Annotated in this window: 15 protein-coding genes and 1 pseudogene; 6 read left to right on the forward strand and 10 right to left on the reverse strand. The window is 68.1% G+C overall.

The features are described from left to right. Positions 1-38: 38 nt before the first annotated feature. Positions 39-326, reverse strand: a complete 288-nt coding sequence (locus tag ACJH6J_RS26655) for a hypothetical protein (RefSeq protein WP_212813047.1) — start codon at positions 324-326, stop codon at positions 39-41. 259 nt (positions 327-585) lie between these two features. Here ACJH6J_RS26655 and ACJH6J_RS26660 point away from each other — a divergent pair, with 259 nt between their 5' ends. Then, the gene (locus ACJH6J_RS26660) at positions 586-924 is read left to right on the forward strand and encodes a MerR family transcriptional regulator (protein WP_371824514.1); all 339 of its coding nucleotides are present in this window, start codon (positions 586-588) and stop codon (positions 922-924) included. A gap of 20 nt (positions 925-944) precedes the next feature. Here ACJH6J_RS26660 and ACJH6J_RS26665 read toward each other — a convergent pair whose 3' ends face one another. From ACJH6J_RS26665 to ACJH6J_RS26685, 5 genes are all read right to left on the reverse strand, one after another. Further along, the gene (locus ACJH6J_RS26665; protein ID WP_212813044.1) at positions 945-2,516 is read right to left on the reverse strand and encodes an FAD-dependent oxidoreductase; all 1,572 of its coding nucleotides are present in this window, start codon (positions 2,514-2,516) and stop codon (positions 945-947) included. Between the two features lie 2 nt (positions 2,517-2,518). Then, positions 2,519-2,902 carry a heme-binding protein gene (locus ACJH6J_RS26670; RefSeq protein ID WP_212813041.1) on the reverse strand — a complete coding sequence of 128 codons (384 nt, stop codon included), beginning with the start codon at positions 2,900-2,902 and terminating at the stop codon, positions 2,519-2,521. Positions 2,903-3,250: 348 nt separating this feature from the next. Continuing rightward, positions 3,251-5,395, reverse strand: coding sequence for an MDR family MFS transporter (locus ACJH6J_RS26675; RefSeq protein ID WP_406802364.1), 2,145 nt, complete (start codon positions 5,393-5,395; stop codon positions 3,251-3,253). Between the two features lie 22 nt (positions 5,396-5,417). Further along, positions 5,418-5,975: a type 1 glutamine amidotransferase domain-containing protein gene (locus ACJH6J_RS26680; RefSeq protein ID WP_406775484.1), complete on the reverse strand. Its 558-nt coding sequence runs from the start codon at positions 5,973-5,975 to the stop codon at positions 5,418-5,420. 22 nt (positions 5,976-5,997) lie between these two features. Then, positions 5,998-6,648 carry a TetR/AcrR family transcriptional regulator gene (locus ACJH6J_RS26685; RefSeq protein WP_267324732.1) on the reverse strand — a complete coding sequence of 217 codons (651 nt, stop codon included), beginning with the start codon at positions 6,646-6,648 and terminating at the stop codon, positions 5,998-6,000. A 143-nt stretch (positions 6,649-6,791) separates the two neighbouring features. Between ACJH6J_RS26685 and ACJH6J_RS26690 the strand changes: the two genes are divergently transcribed. Further along, positions 6,792-8,480: an alpha/beta hydrolase gene (locus ACJH6J_RS26690; protein ID WP_406804790.1), complete on the forward strand. Its 1,689-nt coding sequence runs from the start codon at positions 6,792-6,794 to the stop codon at positions 8,478-8,480. Here ACJH6J_RS26690 and ACJH6J_RS26695 read toward each other — a convergent pair. Next, positions 8,461-9,282, reverse strand: a complete 822-nt coding sequence (locus ACJH6J_RS26695; protein ID WP_406784713.1) for a TIGR03621 family F420-dependent LLM class oxidoreductase — start codon at positions 9,280-9,282, stop codon at positions 8,461-8,463. The genes ACJH6J_RS26690 and ACJH6J_RS26695 overlap by 20 nt on opposite strands. Positions 9,283-9,346: 64 nt before the next feature. Here ACJH6J_RS26695 and ACJH6J_RS26700 point away from each other — a divergent pair, with 64 nt between their 5' ends. The 3 genes from ACJH6J_RS26700 to ACJH6J_RS26710 are packed head-to-tail and all read left to right on the forward strand — an operon-like array spanning position 9,347 to position 12,930. Further along, a complete protein-coding gene (locus ACJH6J_RS26700) occupies positions 9,347-10,861 on the forward strand; it encodes an MFS transporter (protein WP_406802366.1) in 1,515 nt (504 codons plus the stop codon). Positions 10,862-10,907: 46 nt separating this feature from the next. Continuing rightward, positions 10,908-11,717 carry a GNAT family N-acyltransferase gene (locus ACJH6J_RS26705; RefSeq protein WP_318987157.1) on the forward strand — a complete coding sequence of 270 codons (810 nt, stop codon included), beginning with the start codon at positions 10,908-10,910 and terminating at the stop codon, positions 11,715-11,717. Positions 11,718-11,727: 10 nt separating this feature from the next. Next, positions 11,728-12,930, forward strand: coding sequence for a lysine N(6)-hydroxylase/L-ornithine N(5)-oxygenase family protein (locus ACJH6J_RS26710; protein WP_406784722.1), 1,203 nt, complete (start codon positions 11,728-11,730; stop codon positions 12,928-12,930). Here the strand turns inward: ACJH6J_RS26710 and ACJH6J_RS26715 are convergent. Continuing rightward, positions 12,920-14,155 (reverse strand): Nramp family divalent metal transporter, encoded by a 1,236-nt coding sequence (locus ACJH6J_RS26715; RefSeq protein ID WP_212813027.1) that lies wholly within the window; start codon positions 14,153-14,155, stop codon positions 12,920-12,922. The two genes, ACJH6J_RS26710 and ACJH6J_RS26715, sit on opposite strands and share 11 nt — an antisense overlap. 73 nt (positions 14,156-14,228) lie before the next feature. After that, on the reverse strand, positions 14,229-16,769 hold the full coding sequence (locus tag ACJH6J_RS26720; RefSeq protein ID WP_406804791.1) for an AAA family ATPase: 2,541 nt from the start codon (positions 16,767-16,769) through the stop codon (positions 14,229-14,231). 74 nt (positions 16,770-16,843) lie between these two features. On the opposite strand from ACJH6J_RS26720, the gene ACJH6J_RS26725 reads away from it, so the two are divergent. Then, positions 16,844-17,731, forward strand: coding sequence for a LysR family transcriptional regulator (locus tag ACJH6J_RS26725; RefSeq protein WP_346416119.1), 888 nt, complete (start codon positions 16,844-16,846; stop codon positions 17,729-17,731). Between the two features lie 68 nt (positions 17,732-17,799). Here ACJH6J_RS26725 and ACJH6J_RS26730 read toward each other — a convergent pair. Next, positions 17,800-19,001, reverse strand: a pseudogene (locus ACJH6J_RS26730) (hypothetical protein); the annotation flags it as partial.

Genomic DNA, 19,001 nt, shown 5'->3' on the forward strand with positions numbered 1-19,001 from the left:
GCGCTGAAACCGCGCACCACCACGCGGGTTGAGCGCTGTCACTGCAGACCAGCAACGGAGTCCTGGTGGTCAGGTGGTCCGGCCTTCCGGTCTATGCCGAGAACTGTCTGAACGACAGCATCGATACTGGGGATCTCCTCGAACCCGTCGGTCGCGGGATGTGCGGTGTCGCTCAGCGCGGTTGCGATGACGTCCCAGGTGTGGCCGGCGGCATGTGCCGCTTGGACAGCATCGCGCAGTTCACTCTGGGCCGCACGCAGCGCCTGATGAGCCGCGCTGATGCGCTCGATGTACGCGAGGTGCATTTCCTGCTTCTCTGCTGACATCTCTTCTGCTCCAAGCGTCCCTGAGGTGATCACCGATTCGGGCGCCGAAGCTGAGTTTGTGTGCCAAATCCAGCCCAGATCTGGCACACAAGCTCATGCTCGTCAGCTCAATCGGGAAGGCCGGGCCCTCCGGCAGTCACCTCACTGTCCTTTCCTTTACCACTTGTGCGATTCAGGGTAGCTTATCTATGGCAACCGACATAGATTTCTATATAGCACTGGTACATGATTCAATGCACGTAGTGGAACAGGGAATCTCATGAACGATGCAGATCGCCGGCCGGTGCGGCCGAGCGCAGGACCCGCGGCCGCGGGCCCGGCATCCGATCATGCGGTGTACGGGATCACGGTCGCGGCGGAACTGTCCGGTGCGCCAACGCAATCACTGCGGCTGTGGGAGCGTCACGGGCTCCTCGCTCCGGCGCGCACCGACGGCGGCACCCGCCGCTACAGCGCCGACGACGTGGCCCGGATCGGACGGATCGTCGACCTGGTCGCCTCGGGCGTCAACATCGCGGGAATCAGCAGGATCCTCGAATTGGAAGACGCCAACAACGCGCTGCGCAGCGCCGCCGATCGGCGCAACCGCTCGAAGTGACGGTCGGCTGATCAGCTCGGTTATCGTGCCCGGGTTTTCGCCGCGAGACCTCGGGTGGCGGGCCCTTCCAGGAGCCGCCCGTCCGGTGCGAACCGCGAGCCGTGCAGCGGACACTCCCAGGCCCGGTCGGCGTCGTTCCATCGCACCACGCCGCCCAGGTGCGGACAGATCGCCGACACGGTGTGTTGCTTCCCGTCGACCAGGCTGTCGGCGCGTAGCTGCCACGGGAGCCCGCTGACCACCCCGCCGCCTTCGCAGAGGCCATCCGGCGACGTGGCGATCGGCGTGATCCAGCCTTTGGCCAGATTGAGTCCGACCTCGAGATTCGCGCGCAGGGCGGCGGTCATCCCGCGCAGCTCGTGCGGACTCCAACTGTCGAACGCGCGAGCCCACTCGATGTGGCCGCCGAGCATCTGCGCGGCCAGGACCAGCGCCGCCGCGACGCCGTTGGTCAGCCCCCACTTGTCGAAACCCGTTGCCACCCGGATTTTTTCGTAGCCCGGGAGTAGTGGTCCGACGTACGGCAACTCGTCGATGGGCGAATAGTCCTGGGCCGACCAGAAGTGCGTCGGGTGGGCACCGGGATAGTGCAGTTCCGCCCACTTGGCGAGCTCGGCCACGTCATGGGCGGGTGCGTGGCCACGGCCAACCGGATGGCCGGCGCCGCCGACGATGAGTTTCTCGCCGCTCGAGGACGGCGCGTAGCGCACCGACCGGGTGGGTGAATCGACCGAGATGAACATGCCGCCCGTCGCCTCGCGCGCAACGTCGAATGCCAAGCAGTAGGAGCGTTTCGCCGTCAGCCGGGCGAAGAAGCCGCCGCGATCCAGGATCGGCGTTCCCGTCGCCAGGATGCACCGGTGCGCGGTGACCGACATGTGGGACCCGGCGGTATCGACCATCGGATGTGTTGCCTGCAACGCCACGCGAAGCAATCCGTCGTCGGCCACCGACAGCGCGCGGACACCCTGTAACAGCGTGCCGCCGTGGGTTTCGAGTTCCACCGCCAGACTGTTCAGCAGGGGCATGGGATCGAGCTGTGCCTGTTCAGGTAGCCGCACGCCGCCATGGAACGGGAACGGCACATCGGCGGAGTCGACCCACTGTGCTTGCGTCAATCCCGCTTCCTGGCAGGCGCTGAACGTATCGCGCGCGGTGGCAGCGCCGGAGAATGTCTGGGCGTAGGCATGGTCGGGTTCGGCCTGCCACGGGATCGCGTGGTTCTCGCAATGCCGCACCAGCCAGTCACGCCCCTCGGCGTTGCCGCGGACATAGTCGCGCAACACATCCGCGTTGTGCTTGGCGGCGATGCGCGCCAGCTTGCTGCCCTGCAGCACGCTCAATTTGCCGGTGGTGTTGCCCGTTGTGCCGGCGCCCACATGCCGTGCCTCGACGACCGTGACGTTCTTACCCGCCCGGGCCAGGAGCACGGCAGTGGTCAGCCCGGTGATGCCGGCGCCGATCACGACCACGTCGGCGGGAGACGCCATGTCGGTCGACTTCGGCGCCGGCGACGAGGACGGCGACATCTCACGGTCGGCCAACCACAACGAGGTCAGGTGGCAACCTTCGGGAGGTCCGGTCACCGCCATGCTTAGCCGGCCATGAATTCGGCGTAGGCGGAGGCCATTTCGGGTGACAGCACCGTCACGTTGCACCGCTGCTGAGTGTCACCGATCGGCGCCAGAATTCCGCGCAGGTCCTGGTACTGCTGGGGGTGGGCCGTGAAGTAGGCCCGGAGATTGGCCGACGCCACCGGCCGCGGCTGCGAATACGACGCCACCACAACCTGATTGGCATCCGGATGCGCTGTCAGGTAGTTGCTCGCCGCGCCGGTGGCCGAACTGACGGTGTTCGCAACAGATTCCGGGCTGCAGTCGGTTTCTGCGACGGCCGTCGCGGGGGTGACCAGGCTCAGACACACCGGTACGGCGGCCAGTACCGGGATCAGGCCCGCGAGTCGAGTTGAAAGCGTCATGACATGTCCTCCTCGGTGTTTCGTTGCCGACTGGAACGCAGATCGGCCGTTACGGCTGGACGGCATCCGCCAGGCGTCGGTCGTCATATACCCGCGGTGGCGAATCTGAACCCATCGGCTTTTGCTGTCTCTCATCCACAGTGCGTGTTTCAAAGCGGCCGAGCGGGTATTCAGCCACCGTCAGTTGGATCCGATCGCGACGCCCCGCCGGAGTGGCTCAGACATCGCCGTCGCTCTCTCCGGTCCACAGATCCGGGCGCCCGGTCGCTCCGTACTGGCACCGCCGGGACGGTTCAGCTGCAAACAGGACCGTCCCGGCCACCATGTGTGGGGACGACGCCGGTCCGGTCAGCCGCGCGGCAGCGTCGCGTGGGGGCGGAACGGCCGGGTCGGGGGTTCGTCGGGCCGCGCCGCGCGCATGCGGGTCGTGGGTTGCTCGGCGATAAACTGTTGGGGCGGACCGAGTTTCGTCGGCCGCCGCTCCGGCCGGGCCGACTCCCGTTCGGTCAGCAGACCACGGGCGATGCGCTCGAGCGCGCTCTGGACATGGATGCGCTCGGGCACGCCCTGGAATTCGTCTGACTGCGTGAGGGTTTCGGTGATCCAACTCGTGATCACGTTGCGGGCCGCACCCACCTCGGCGGAACCGGCCGGCGTCAGCGAGTATTCGGTTCCGGAGTGCGTCGCGAATCCGGTGGCCACCAGGCGATCGAAGGTCGGTTCGAGGACCTGACGTGGCACCCGTCGATCGTCTGCGATGTCGAGCAGATCCGCGGCCCCGGTCACTGAGGCATAGCGGTAGATCAGCATCAGTGCCCACAGTTGCGCCGTCCCCAGGCGGCTGTTCGTGGTGCGGGCCACGGCTTCGAGATCGATGCCGTTGCTGCGCTGCAACAACCGGCCGACGGCGACTTCGATGAGTTTCTCCGGCGACTCGGTGGTCGGCATGCCGAAGCCCTCGCCCATGTCGGTGCTGCCACTGGCGGCAGCGTCACGCAGCGGCACCTGTTTGAGGAACAGCGCCAGGACGAAGCCGACGATCGCGACGGGCGCCGCCAACAGGAACACCTGGCTCAGGGAATCGGCGTAGGCGTTGATGATCGGGGCGGCGGTGTCGTGCGGAAGGCTGTGCAGCACTTTCGGGGACGTCGCCGCGTCGGGTGGCGCGCCGCTCGATCGCATGGCCGACGGGACCCTGTCGCCGAGGAAGTTCGCAAACATCGAGCCGAAAATCGCGGCACCAAAGGAACTTCCGATGGTGCGGAAGAACGTCACACCGGAGGTGGCGACACCCAGGTCGGCGAAGTCGACGGTGTTCTGCACCACGAGAATCAGCACCTGCATGCTGAGCCCGATACCGGTGCCGAGGATCAGCAGGAACAGTGACTGGGTCAGCGTCGAGGTGTCGGCGTCCATCCGTGACAGCAGCACGAACCCCAGCGCCATGATGGCCGTACCGGCGATCGGGAAGATCCGGTATTGCCCTGTGCGGCCCACGATCGCGCCGCTGCCCAGCGAGGTGACGAGCAGACCGGCCACCATGGGCAAGGTCCGCAGCCCGGACGCGGTTGCCGAAACACCGTCGACGAACTGCATGTAGGTCGGCAGGAACGTCAGCGCACCCAGCATCGCAAACCCGACGACGAACGACAGCACACAGCACACCGTGAAGACCGGGTTCGCGAACAGACGGATCGGCAGAATCGGTTCGGGCGCACGGCGTTCCACCATGACGAAGCCTGCGATGGCCACGGCCGAGGCGACGAACAATCCGATGATCGTCGCCGAGCCCCAGGCATACGTGGTGCCGCCCCAGCTGGTCGCCAGCGTCAGGCCGGCAGCGCCGAGGCCGACCAGCACGATGCCCGCGTAGTCGACGACGGGTCGCCCGGCGCGCGCCAGTTCGGGTATGGCAACTGCCGCGATCCCGATGACCACCACCGCCACCGGCACGTTGATCCAGAACGCCCACCGCCACCCCAGATGGTCGGTGAACAGCCCGCCGAGCAACGGGCCGACGACGGTCGTGACACCGAACACCGCGCCCAAAGCGCCTTGGTACTTGCCTCTTTCGCGCAGCGGGATGACCTCACCGATCACCGCGACGGCCGTCACGGTGATGGCGCCACCACCCAGGCCCTGCAGTGCCCGCGACGCGACGAGCATCCCCATCGATCCCGAGAGCCCACACAGGACCGAGCCGGCCAGGAACAGCAGGATCGCGACCTGGAACACCTTCTTGCGGCCGAAGATGTCACCGAGCTTGCCGACCACCGCGGTCACGATCGTCGAGGCGAGCAGGTAACTGGTGACGACCCAGGACTGATGGCCGGCGCCGCCGAGGTCGGCGACGACGGTCGGCAGGGCTGTCGCCACGATGGTCTGGTCGAGCGCGGCCAGCAGCATCCCGAGGACGACGGCCAGGAAGACGAAGTTGCGCTGGCGGATACCGGGAGCTGCGTCCGGCACCTCAGCGGGGTTCTGTGTGGTCATGGCTGTCATGAGCCGGCTGACCTCAGGTCTGGGCCGGACTGCTCGCCAATGCCTCGGTGATGGCCTCGCAGAACGCCGGTAGATCGGAGGGCGAACGGCTGGTGATGAGATTGCCGTCGATACACACTGCTTCATCGACGACGGTGGCCCCGGCGTTACGCAGATCGGTGCGCACACTCGGGTAGCTGGTCACCTTGCGGTCGCGCACGACATCGGCCTCGACGAGGGTCCACGGGCCGTGACAGATGGCGGCGACGGGCTTGCCGGAGCGCACGAAGTCACCGACGAACGCCACCGCGGTCTCGTCGACCCGCAACTTGTCGGGGTTCACCGTGCCGCCCGGCAGGATCAGCGCGTCGAATGCGTCGACGCGCACCTCACCGACGGTGCGGTCCACCGCGATGCTGCCCGCCGGTTCGAGGTCGTGATTGCGGGCCTGGATTTCGCCGGCCTTGATCGACAACACCTCGACGGCGCCGCCGGCCTCCTCCACCGCGGCGCGCGGTTCCTCGAGCTCGACTCTCTCGACCCCGTCGGCGGCCAGGATGGCGATCCGGCGGCCTTGCAGTTCCTTGAGCACCTGGGTGGGCTACCCGTGTCGGCTACTCCGGAAACACGCGCGTCGCCGGTGGGGGACTGTCGACAATTGCCGGCAACACGAAGGTCCGGAGGTAGTTCCGCGCCACCGTCGGATCGCTGCTGCCGGGCACCACGTCCAGCAGCAGGCTCAGTGCCGTCGAGATGAGGAACTGCGCAAGGTCATGCGGATGCAGGCCGGGCCGGAACTGGCCCGTCGTGCTGTTGGCGAGCATGCCTTCGACCATCGACTGGACCGTCCTGGTCAGCGAGCCGTCGTTGGCGATGAGCGTGGCGACGGCGCCGTCGGGCGTCTGGTCGGCGATGGTTTGCAGCAGTGGATCGTGCACCAGCTGCGTCGCGACGATGACGAGGCTGTCGATCAGCAGATCGACCGGCGTGGCGTCGGCGGCCACCTGCTGCAGCATCGTCAGCATGTGCCGTTGGGTGGTGCGTTGCACCAACGCTGCGATCAGTTCTTTCCGGGTGGCGAACTGGCGGTAGATCGCGCTGCGCGAGTAGCCGGCTTCGGCGGCGATGACCTCCATGGTGAAGGTCCCGCTGCCACCGTCGATGAAGAACTGCTCCGCGGCGTCGAGCAGTACCTGCCGGGCCTGCTCGGTGTTGTTGCCGCCACCGACCGGACGCCCGCGGGGCCTGCGCTGCGGTGCTGACACTCGACTGTCCTGTCGGGGATTGGGAGCGATGGGGATCACCAGTATGCCGCAGGCAAGTGGGGCGCCCCGAGCGCTAATGAAACATCTGAACCAATTTGTTCATTTTCCTCCCACGCGCCGCGCTGCGGGCTAGCGTGCGGTTGATGACGGGGTGGTCGAGAGCGGTTTGGGTGATGCTGGCCGCGGGGTGTCTGGCGCTGTGGCTGCCGATGGCGCCGGTGTGGGCCGACGATGCATCCGGTGCCGCGCACAGCGTGGGGGACGCGTCGCACCCCACCGCTTCGCAGCCGACGACGTCACCGGCAGGGACGGCGTCACAGGCTGGGGCGGCGCCGGCCGGGAAGTCGAAGCCCGCGACTGATCCGCATGCGCGCAAGTCCGCCGACCATTCCTCGCGGACCAAGAAGGCCAAAGACGCCACCAAACCCGACAAGGGCGCGCCCGACAAGGCCTCGGTGACGCGACCCACCGCGCCGGAGAAAGCGGTCCGGGCGCAGGCGGCTCGACCCAAGCCGACACTGCCGGCGGTGAAGCTTCCGAACGCGTTGCCGGCCAAGCGGTCTCAGGTTCCAGCCGTCTCCGCTGCGCAACCGGTTTCAGCGACGGCATCGCAGCCGAGTGCCGTGGTCAAGACGGCGGCAGCCGCAGCCACGACCACCAGCGCCACGACCACGAGCGCCGTGACCACCGGTGCCACGACCACCGACACCCCGACCGCGGCGGTGAAAACCGCACGGCCCAGCCTGATCAACGTCATCGGGTCGTTCGTGTTCAACGTGATCGGCAGCGCCATGCTCGCGTTCGCCGGCCCGCCGGTGCTGCCGCGGGGCAGCACAGTCACGGTCAAGGTGTCCAGCCTGGCCATGCCGGGCACCGGGCAGAAGGTCCAGGCGAACTGGTATTTCCCGGAGCACGCGGATTCGGCGACCCGGGTGATCTATTTCCAGCACGACTTCATGGCCGTCGCCCCGATGTACAGCTACACGCTGGCCGCACTGGCGCAGGGCACCAACAGCATCGTGGTGGCTCCGACGTTGTCCTCCAACGCGTTTGATTCCAAGGCGCGGTGGCTCGGCGGTTCGGCAGACCAGCAGGCGGTGGCCGACCTGTTCGCCGGTGATCGCGCGTCACTGACCGAAAGTGCCGGCGCCGCAGCCGGACACGAGGTGACGCTACCCACGAAGTTCATCCTGGTCGGCCATTCGCTCGGCGGCGCGCTGGTGAGTTCGGCCGCCGGCCGCATGGTGGACAACGGTGCGGTCGCGAATCTGGAGGGGGTGGTGTTGATGGATTCGGTCGATCTGAACGGTGTGGTGCCCGCCGCGCTGCAGAAGCTGAGCGGCGCCAATTACCGCCCGATTTACGACATTTCGTCCGAGCCGTATGTATGGAACATCGACGGTGTGGTCGGGCGGGAGCTCGAAGCGGCTCGGCCCGGGCAGTTCAACGGGGTCATGCTGGTCGGGGGCCGGCACATCGATGCGCTGCAGGGCGCGAACCCCGTGCTGCAATTCGCCGAGTACGTCGTGGCCGGCTTCTCGCGGTCACCGAACATCGAGGCCGAGAAGACGCTCGCCATCGGCTGGATCAACGACATGTTCGCCGGTACCCAGACCGGAATCTATGGCGCGCCAGGGCAGACCATCACGATCGACACCAAAGCCGGACCGGCCACCGCGGTGGCGTTGCCGTTCGCGTCCACTCGGCCCGTGCAGGCCACGCCGTGGGACGGCCTCGCGCAGCTGATCCTCAACACCGTGCTGCAGTTCGCCGTCTACGAGCCCATGGCGCAGCCGAGCCCTGCGCGCGCCGTCAGCGCAGTTCTGCGATGACCTTCGCGAAGGCCTCCGAATGCTGTTGCTGGACAATGAAGTAGCTCACCCCGTAGCGATCCCGCAGGTCGCGGATCCGGTCGGCCATGTCGGTGGTGCTGCCGCTGAGGGCGCCCGGTGTCGTCAACAACTCGGCGTCGCTGAGGTCGGGCTGGAAGCGCCGGGTCATGGACAGGTTCGGTATCCCGGACCCGTCGGTCGGCACCGCGGTGATGGCCAGGTTCAGCTCCAGCTCATCGAACCGGTCGCCGGCGGCGTTGCGCACGAACGAGATTCGCTCAGCGAGCGGGTCGTGGTCGGCGGATGGCGGGCCGCCGCCGGTCAGCCCGATTATCTGTGCCTGCTGGGCGGCGACCGTCAGCAGCTTGTCGCCGGCACCGGCGATCATCACCGGCACCTCGGGCAGGTGGGTGCGCAGATACGAGGTGACGTGCGCGGTGTACTCCACCCGTTTCCCGGCACTGGGGAACGGCAGTTCGGCGGCATCGAACTCTTCCTTGACGTACCCGGCACCGAGGCCCGTCTCGAAACGTCCCTCGGTCAGGTCGCGCATGGCCGCGATGTCGCGGGCCAGCAGCGCGGGCTTGTAGAAGCACGCGTTGAACACGAAGGTGCCCAGGTGCAGCGTGCTGCTCGCCGCGGCGGCGGTCGCCAGCACCGGAAACGGCGCCGGAGCGCCCAGATGGTCGGGCACCAGGAGGACGTCGTAGCCGAGGTCCTCACCGCGGCGCGCCGCCTCCTGGACCGCTGACCGGCTGTCGGTGTGCCGCAGGCCGACGCCGAAACGGAAATCTCTCGTCATGGGTTCGACCTTACGGACGCGCGGGGCGTGCACGCCGGTGCAAACTGCAGGTGTGCGCCCCAGACTGACACTGACCGCGGTCTGCGTGGTGGTGTTCATGCTGCTGCTCGACATGACGATCGTCGCCGCGGCATTGGCCGACATGCAGGCTGCCCTGCACGCGCCGCTGTCCGGATTGCAGTGGGTCGTCGACGCGTACGCCCTGCCGATGGCCGGATTGCTGCTCACGGCGGCGACGGTGGGGGACCGGCTGGGACGGCGGCGGTTGTACCTCGGTGGCCTCGTGGTGTTCATGTTCGCGTCGGCCGGGTGCGCGCTCGCCCGCAACATCGATGCGCTCAACGGGCTGCGGGCAGTGCAGGGCGCGGCCGGCGCGGTGCTGCTCGGGGTGTCGTTGCCGATGCTCGCGGCCGCGTTCCCCGATGCGCGGCAGCGGGCGGGCGCCATCGCGGCGTACGGAGCGGCGATGGGGGCGGGCGGTGCCGTCGGGCCGCTGCTGGGCGGTGCGCTCGTCACCGCGTACGGGTGGCCGTCGATCTTTCTGATCAACCTGCCGGTCGGCGTGGTCGCGCTGTACATCGTCATCTTCGCTGTCCCCGAAAGCGTCGTCCCGCGGTCCCGTCCGGTCGACATCTGGGGCACGGTGGTGCTGACAGCGGCGCTGTTCGCGGGCGTGTACGTGCTGATCGAGGGCAACCACTTCGGCTGGGGCAGCCCGATCATGTTGGGACTGAGTGCTTTCTGTGTCGTCGCGCTGGCCGCCTTCGGGCTGCGCGAGTCCCGCCTGGCCGAGCCGATGCTCGACGTGCGGCTGCTCGCCGGTCCCGGTTTCGCGGGTGTCTCCCTGGCCGCGTTCGCCGCGACCGGGACGCTGATCGCGTCGACGAACTACCTGGCGCTGTACTTCATGAACACGTTGGGGTTCAGTCCCTTTGGGGCCGGGTTGCGCTCGCTGCCGCTGACGCTGGCCATCGTCCTGGGTGCCCCGATGGCGATGGTCGCGGCGCGGCGGATACCGGTGGCCGCCACCATCCCGGCCGGCGTCGCATTGATTGCCGCGGGTATGTGGATGATGACCGCAGTAAACGCGAACACGACGTGGACGCACTTCGTCTCGGGGTCGGTCGTGGCCGGGCTGGGACTCGGCGGGCTGTCCGCGTTGACGTCGGACGCGGCGCTGCGCTTCGTGCCGGTCGCCGACGCCGGGATGGCGACGGGGACGGTCAGCACGGCGCGGCAGGTCGGGATTCTGGCCGGCGTGGCCGGGCTCGGAGCCTTGTTCAGCCGACACGCGGGCGACCTTGCCACGTCTCGGCTTTCCGCAGTACCGGGACTCGGCGCCGAAGCGCGCCGGCAGCTCAGTGACGGGTTGGCGGCCGGCGCCGGGTTGCGGGCGCTCGAGGCCGTGCCCGACAGGCTGCGCCCCGCGCTCGCGACGCTCGCACGGGAAGCCAGTGCCGCCGGCCTGCAGTCCGCGTTGACCGCTGCCGCGCTCGCCGCCACCACGGCCACGCTGTTCGTGGCGCTGCTCATCCGGACTGGCACCCGGCAAACAATCCGTGCAGAGTCTGTGGATTAGCCGAAGTTGCTACGGCCGCGCCGCAATGCGGATAGTTTCGAATCTTATGTTCGGCGCTGCTGTTCTCATCCCAGCGACCGATTCCGGCCGCTACAGCATCGTCATCTCCGACGACCCCGATGAGATCGAAGCGGCGCAGCGCCTGCGGTACCAGACGTTCGCCGAAGAGCTGGGGGCCGCACTGCCACAAGCGATTCGCGGACCGCGCACCGGCGAGATGATCGACATCGACCGCTTCGACGCCTACAGCGATCACCTGCTGGCCCGGGACGAACAGACCGGGGCGATCGTCGGCTGCTATCGGCTACTGCCCCCGGACGGCGCGCGGGCGGCCGGCGGCATCTTCACCGACACCAACTTCGAGCTCGGTGCCGGCATCGACGCGTTGCGGCCGTCGCTGGTCGAGTTGGGCCGGGCCAGCGTGCATCCCGACCATCGCAGTGGCGCGGTCATGGCGATGCTGTGGGCCGGCATCCTGCGCTACCAGGAACTCACCGGCTACCAGTGGGCGATCGGCAGCCTCTCGGTGCGCATGGCGGACGGCGGTTCGCGTGGTGCGCTGGTGCGCGGCGTTCTCGACCGGGCGTACCGGCAGCATCCGGCGCCGCCGGAGTTTCGCGTGACACCACGAAACCCGGTGCAGGTCAACGGAATACCCCTCGCCGAGCTGCCCGATCCCGGTCGGGTGCGGATTCCGCCGATGGTGGCCGGCAGCCTGCGGATCGGCGGTGTGATCTGTGGGGAACCGTCGTACGACCCGGAATTCGACATGGCCGACTTCGTGGTGCTCATCAATCGGGACATGGTGCACCAGCTCTATCTGGCCCGGCTCACCCGCAACCATGTCCAGACCTGAGAACCCCGACATGCTGGGCGTCGGGTTCGGACCGTCGAATCTGGCGCTGGCCGTGGCCCTCGCCGAGCGTGGCGTGCGCGGCCGATTCGTCGACGCCCAGCAGCGGTTCGGCTGGCACCGCGACATGCTGCTGCCCGGCACCCGGATGCAGATTCCGTTCCTCAAAGACCTGGCGACGCTGCGCAATCCGCAGAGCGCGTTCACGTTCGTCAACTACCTGAGTGATCGGGGCAGGCTCGTCGACTTCATCGGTCGCCATGACGTCTTTCCCAGCCGGCACGAATTCCACGACTACCTGCAGTGGGCCGCGGATCAGTTCGCCGCCGACGTGCGCTACGGCCGCCGCGTGGTCGGCGTGACGGCAGGGGACGCGGGATTCGCGGTGCATCTGGAACCCGACGAGGTCATCTCGGCGCGCACCCTGGTGCTGGGCACGGGCCTGCACCCGGTGCTGCCCCCGGGCGCGCGCTCGAGCCTGCGCCAGTGGCACAGCCACCAATTACTCAGTGGGGTGGCTGCTCTCGGTCCGGTGGAGCGTGGCCGGTTCGCCGTGGTGGGCGCGGGGCAGAGCGCCGCCGAGGTGGTTTCCTACCTGCACCGCACCTACCCGCGCGCCGAGGTGCACGCGGTGTTCGGGCGGTACGGGTACAGCCTCGCCGACGACAGTGCCTTCGTGAACCGCATCTTCGATCCCGCCGCGGTCGACGAGTTCTACGGTGCGGACGGCGTGGAACGTCAGCGGCTGCTCGACTACCACCGGTCGGCCAACTACTCGGCCGTCGACGTCGACCTCATCGCGGAACTGTATGAACGCGAGTACAGCGAACGCGTGAGCGGGGACCGCCGGTTGTTCCTGCACCGGGCCTGCACTGTCACCGGCGCCGACGAAGACGGCGCGGAGGTCCGGCTGGGCCTGCGCAATCGCATCGACAACACGACCGAGACCGTGCGCTGCGATGCCGTGGTGTACGCGACCGGCTACGCGCCGATGGATGTGCCGGCGTTCCTGGGCGAGCTGGCGTCCTGCTACGAGTTCGATGAGCGGGGCCGTCCCTTGGCGACCCGGGACTACAAGTTGGTGGCCCGGCCGGGCGCGCCCGGGGACATCTACCTCAACGGCGCGACCGTCGAACACAGCCACGGGCTCGGCGCGACGCTGCTGTCGAACGTGGCCGTTCGCAGCGGCGAGATCGCGGCGGCGATCAGCCCGTGACGGTCAGGTAGATCAGCACCACATTGAGGGCCGAGATCAGCACGGCCACAGCCCATCCCAAGGTCGTGACGAGGCGGTGGTTGATGTTCTCGCCCATCACGGCGCGGTTGCTGGTCAGGCGGACCAACGGGATGAGCGCGAACGGGATGCCGAACGACAGCACCACCTGCGAGATGACCAGCGCGCGCGTCGGGTCGAAGCCGACGGCCAGCACGACCAGCGCCGGAATCACCGTGACGGCCCGGCGCAGCAAGAGTGGATACGACCGATTGAGCAGGCCCTGCATGATCATGGCCCCGGCGTACGCACCGACCGATGAGGACGCCAGGCCCGAAGCCAGCAGACCGACCGCGAAGCACAGCGCGACCGCGGGGCCCAGGGCATTGCCGACGGCGGCGTGCGCACCCGCGATGGTATCGGTGCCTGCCACCCCCTGCAGATGCGTCGCCGCGACAAGCAGCATCGACAGGTTCACCGCGCCCGCGACCACCATCGCCAGGCCGACGTCGAAGCGGGTGACGCGCAGCATGTGGCGCAGCGGAGCGCCGGTCTCAGGCTTGCCGTGCCGGTCGCGGGCCAGGCCGGAGTGCAGGTAGACCACGTGCGGCATGACCGTCGCACCCAGGATCGCGGTGGCCAACAGGAGGCTCTCGGGTCCGGCGAAGTGCGGCACGACGCCGCCGAGCACGGCGCCGGGCGCGGGCGGGTCGACGATCAGGCTGGTGAGAAAGCCGATGGTGATGATCATCAGCAGCCCCGCGATGATCCGTTCGAACGCGCGCTGGCTGCCGCGGTTCTGCACCGACAGCAGGCACATCGAGACCACGCCGGTGATCACGCCGCCCACCAGCATGGGCAGGCCGAACAACAGTTGCAGCGCGATGGCGCCGCCCACCACTTCGGCGAGATCGGTTGCCACGGCCACCATTTCGGCCTGCACCCAGAATGCGAGCCGGGTGGGCGTGCGGCAGTTCTCGGCGACGAGCTCCGGCAGGGACCGGCCGGTCGTCAGGCCCAGCTTGGCGGACAGGTACTGCACCAGGCCGGCCATGACGTTGGCCAGCAGGATGACCCACACCAGCAGGAACCCGAACTTCGCGCCTGCGCTGATGTTGGCCGCGACGTTGCCCGGGTCCACGTAGGCGATGGCAGCGACGAACGCGGGACCCAACAGGGACCAGGTCGGGCGCGACGAGCGCGACGGTGCGCGGGTCTCGGTCAGCATGCACTCACTCTCTATCCGGGTTTGCGAATAGAAAAGTTAGGTTAGCCGAAATCTAGGGATTGTGGAAACCCGGTCAGCCGGCCGTCGAGCGCCCGTCGGGTGGCGGCGGGATGTCGCGGATCTGATGCCGGCTGGTCACGCCCAGCTTCGGAAATGAGCGGTAGAGGTACCCGGAGACGGTGCGCGTCGAGAGTTGAAGCCGGGCCGCGATCTGCGGGTTCGTCAAACCGCGGCCGGCCAGATAGACAACCTGATGCTCCTGGGGACTCAACCGTCCGGTGGACGGCGTCGCAGGTGCCGTCGTCGGAACGCCGGAAGCGCGCAGTTCCCGGGCACAGATTTCCAGCCACGGTCTGGCGCCGAGCGTTTCGAACGTCGCCAGTGCGGCGGAGATGTGCCGGCGCGCTTCCTTGCGTCGTCGACTGCGCCTGAGCCAGCCCGAGTAGCTGAGCCGCAACCGCGCGCGTTCGAAGGGCCACTGCTCACCTGCGGCGTCGGCCAGCGTCCGGGCGAGGGTGTCGCCGGTGTCGCCGGCGCCGAGGAGGGCCGAGGCGTGGTTCACCAACTGGTCGAGGCGCGCGGAGTGCGGTGGTGAGAGGTGGGTCAGTGCCGCGCTGAATCTGCGCCGTGCGTCGTCGACCATGCCCGTGCGCATGGCTGCTTCGGCGTAGTCGACGAGAGCGCGGAAGGAGACGTGCGGGTGCAGCGGTGCGCCGGAATCGCTGAACAATTCGGCCAGATGGCCGTAGGCCCCTAGGTCGTTGCCGTCGACGAGATTGATCTGCCCCAGGATGTGGTGTGCCCGCGCAGAGTGCAGGCGGTTGTCGTGGAAATCCACCACATCGAGGGCAGCGGTCAGCTGATCTCGCGCGGACGTGGTGTCGCCGCGCCGCGCTGTGACTGTTGCTCTGATCAGGTCCCCGGTGGCGGCGACCAACGGCTGATCGCTGACGGCCCCGAGCGTGCGCAAGTGGCCCGTGATACGAAGCGCCTCGTCCCAGCGCCCGGTGTCGACGCACGACCACGCCAGCATCGCCGTCGTGAGGGCATGCCCCGTCGTCGAATCATGTTGCGTCATCAGGGATTGGGCGGCACGTAGCGTCCGGATGCCGAGCTCTGACTCGTCGGTGACTCCGGCGGCGAGCCCGATCAGGCTCAGATCCAGCACTCCGAATCCGTCGATCGGCCGGGTGCTGAAAGACGCCAACTCGGCGCGTGCGTGCGGGGCGTCGGTCACCGCCCGGACCCACAGCCGTGATGTCGATGCGCTCCTTGTGGCCGCCGGTACCGAGTCATCAAGTCGCTGAAGCGTTTTCGCTGTGTCTTGATAGGTGGCCGGGTCGCCGGACAGGAATGCCGCGGCGGCCGCAACGCGTAGCGGTTCCCAGGCCAGCGCGGGTTCCAGTTGGAGCGCTTCGTCGGCTGCGGCCAGCAGCGTCGCGGCAGCGGCCTGGCCGTCGTTCCACATCGTCGCCATCCCGTGGGCGGTCAGTGCGCGAATCCGGTCATGCGGACTGTGCGTGGTGGCTGACGCCGCATGGGCGCGGTGCCAGGTCTGGCGCTGCGGCAACGCATGCAGTGCATCGGCCAGGAGTCGATGTGCGTCCTGCCGGGCGGCCAGTGGCGCCCCGTAGTAGGCCGCGGAGCGGATGAGCGGGTTGACGGGGCTGATGCGCGCCGCCTCGATCCGCATGATGCCCGCGGTCTCCGCCGGCGCCAGGGCAGCCGGGTCGGCCAGCGCGCCCGGGGGCAGCACGCGCAGATCTGCGGCAGACGCCGCGGCGACGACGACGAGCGCCGCACGCGTGGCCGCGGGCAGATGCGCCAGATGCTGCGCGTAGATGGCTTGCACGTTGATCGGCAGGGGCAGGGGGTCCGGGGCCTGGCCCGCCATGGCCGCCGGGCCGGCGGTCGAACTGGAAAAGTGGATGATCGCCGCGGCATTACCCGCGGATTGCTTCACGATCTGCTCGCGCAGGACTCCGCTCGGCGGTGTGGGTTGCGCCTCCAACAGCCTGAGCGACTCGTCGAGATTCATTGGTCTGAGCGGGATTTCGACGGCGGATCGGCCTGCCAGACCCGTTGCCGCGACGGTGTCGGGCAGGGTCAGCGCCACGGTGACCGGGCGGCCGGCACTGCGTCGGGCGGCGAACAAGAGGACGCTGCGGGATTGGTCATCGAGCCAATGCGCGTCGTCGACAGTGACCAGGACCGGCTGTTGCCGCGGCACCGCGTCCAAGAGTTCGAGCAGCGCCGTGGCCAGTCGCGCGGTGTGGATCTGATCGCCGAACAGCGGTGTGCTGAAAAGGGTCTCGATGATGTCGGCGCGCCCGTAGGGGTTGGCCTCGGCGCCGTTCAACGCCCGCAGTAGCCGGTGCAGGCCGCCCAGCGGAGTGCCGGTCTCTCCGGGTAATCCGGCGATCCCGAGGACGCGATGACCTGACGCGTCTGCTTGTTGCTGGGCAATCGTGAGCAGGGACGTCTTGCCCGAGCCCAAGGCCCCGGAGATGACAATCACCTGCCCGTGCGGTGGTGTGGCGATGGCGTTCCGCAGGACCGTGAGTTCCGCGTCGCGGCCGATCAGCCGCGTCGACGCGGTATTCACACGCACCATGAGACATCCGATCGGTCAGCACGTCTAACGACAGATATTGATAACTTCCATCTACGCCGTAGATAATCTGGCGCGTGGAGTTACGGCAGGTGGAGCACTTCGTGGCGGTCGCCATCGAGCGCAGCTTCACCCGCGCGGCACGCCGCGTCCACGTCGTGCAGTCCGCCGTCTCGACATCGATCGCGAAGCTGGAACGTGAGCTCGGTGTGCAGTTGTTCGATCGCTCCCGTCAGCAGATCGAACTCACGGTCGCCGGTGAACGATTTCTCGCCCAGGCGCACGAACTGTTGCGCGTCGCGGGCTCAGCCGCGGAATCGGTCGCGTCCAGTCGCGGCCGGCTGATGGGCAGCGTCGAATTCGGGTCATTGATCTCCTACGGGCCGATGAATGTCGCCCAGGTGCTCGGAGAGTTCCATCGAGAGCACCCCTTTGTACGACTTCGATTGCAACTCAATCAATCTGGCGCCTCGGCATACCTCTCGGCACTCGTCGACGGCTCGTTGGACCTGGCGCTGGTCTCGGTGCCCAACAGATTTCCGCCACAGCTCGAGATGCGGCTGATGTTCGAGGAACCGATGGTGTTCGTGTGCCGCGACGATCACCCGATGGCAGCCCAGAACGCGGCCGGTCTGCTCGAACTGGCGGGGGAGGACCTGATCGGGTTCCCACCCGACTGGGGCTTCCGGTCCTTGCTGGACAACGCTTTTCTGGCCGCAGGCGTCCAATCGCGTCCCGTCCATGTGATTCCTGCCGGCTTCTCCGTTATCGGTGAACTGGTTCGCCAGGGGCTCGGGACCACCTTCATGCCCGCGTCGGAATGCGCACAGTTCGACGATCTGCGCGCCATCGAATTGCGGCAATCTGTCAGGTGGCAGGTCTATCTGGCGTCGCAGCCCAGGGACCGCCTGACACCGGCCACCGCGGCCCTGGCCGACATGCTGATCCAGGCGGCGCCAGGCTAGCTCATCGGGAGTGTCGGCTTGTGGTCGACGATCGTCGACATCCTCGACCACAAGCCGACATTCGACTGCTACTTGGCGTGCGTGCCCGTGCCCTCCTTGGTGTGCCCGGCGTCGTGGGATGCCTTGGCGGGCTTCGTGGTTCCGGTCTTGGCCGGCTTGGTTTCGGTCTTCGTTCCGCCCGGGGTGCTGCCCTTGGTGCCGGCCTTGGTGTCGCCGCCGTCGGCGCCGGATGAGGAGTCCCCACCTGAGGCGTGGTCAGCGCCCTTGCCTTGTCCCGTGGTGGGCGTCTTGCCGCTGCCGGTACCGGTGCCGGTGCCGGTGGCTACGGTGCCGCTGTTGCCGGACGTGCCGCCGCTGGTGTCCGCGGGCTTGGTCGCGCCGCTGGGGTCGGTCGCGGTGTCCTTGCCGCCATCCGTGCCGATGCCCGTCGACGAATCCGGTTTGGTCACAGCCGGTTTCGTGGCGGTGTCCGCCGAGCTGGCCGGATCCGTCTTCGGGGTATCCGTCTTCGTGGTGTCGGTCTTCGTCGTGGGCTGGTCGGCCGGCTGTGTGGTCTCCGTTGCCGCCTTGGCGGGCAGCGCCTTGACGGTGGTCGCTGCCGGCAGGGCGATCGTCGTCGCATCGGTGGCCGGGACGGCGTTGGCGGCCACCGCCGTCTTGGCCGTCGTGACCGGCGGCGGCTTGAGCGCGTCGGCAACGAGCTTCTGCAGTAGCTGCAGCGCGGCCACCGGACCGGGCAGATTCACGGTGAAGCCCAGTGGTCCGTCACCGATGTTGATGCCGAACGAGGTCAGCAGCCCGCCCGCGTACAGCGGCACGCCGGGGAGCCCGGTATCGATCACGGTCGACAGGTCCGGGCCGTAGCCGCCGTTGAGAACACCGTTGAGGACGGTGGCGGGAATCGAGATCAGCGAGGTGGCGACCTTGCCTAGATCGCCCGTGCGCGTGGCGTCGATGACGTCCTGCACGGCGGCGCCCAGCGCGGCAGGCGCCTGGATCAGCGGGCCGAGGAGGCCGCCGACGATGACGAGGGCGTTCGACGGTTGCAGCCCGCCGAAGCCCTGGTTCAGGGTGTTGAGGACGTTGACCGCGTTCTGCAGTGGGTTGGCGGCGATGACGCCCAGCGGGCCGAGTTTGTCGATCGCGCTGACGAGGCCCTGCAGCGGGTAGGCGATGGAGTTGAGCGCCGGCGCGGCTAAGTCCCCTGGGGTGGTGGGAATTCGGGGACGGGGCTGAGGTGGGCGGAGATGTTCAGGCCGTGTCGGTGCCG

Origin of the sequence: Mycobacterium sp. SMC-18 (assembly GCF_045310895.1) — a bacterium.
Lineage (GTDB): Bacteria > Actinomycetota > Actinomycetes > Mycobacteriales > Mycobacteriaceae > Mycobacterium.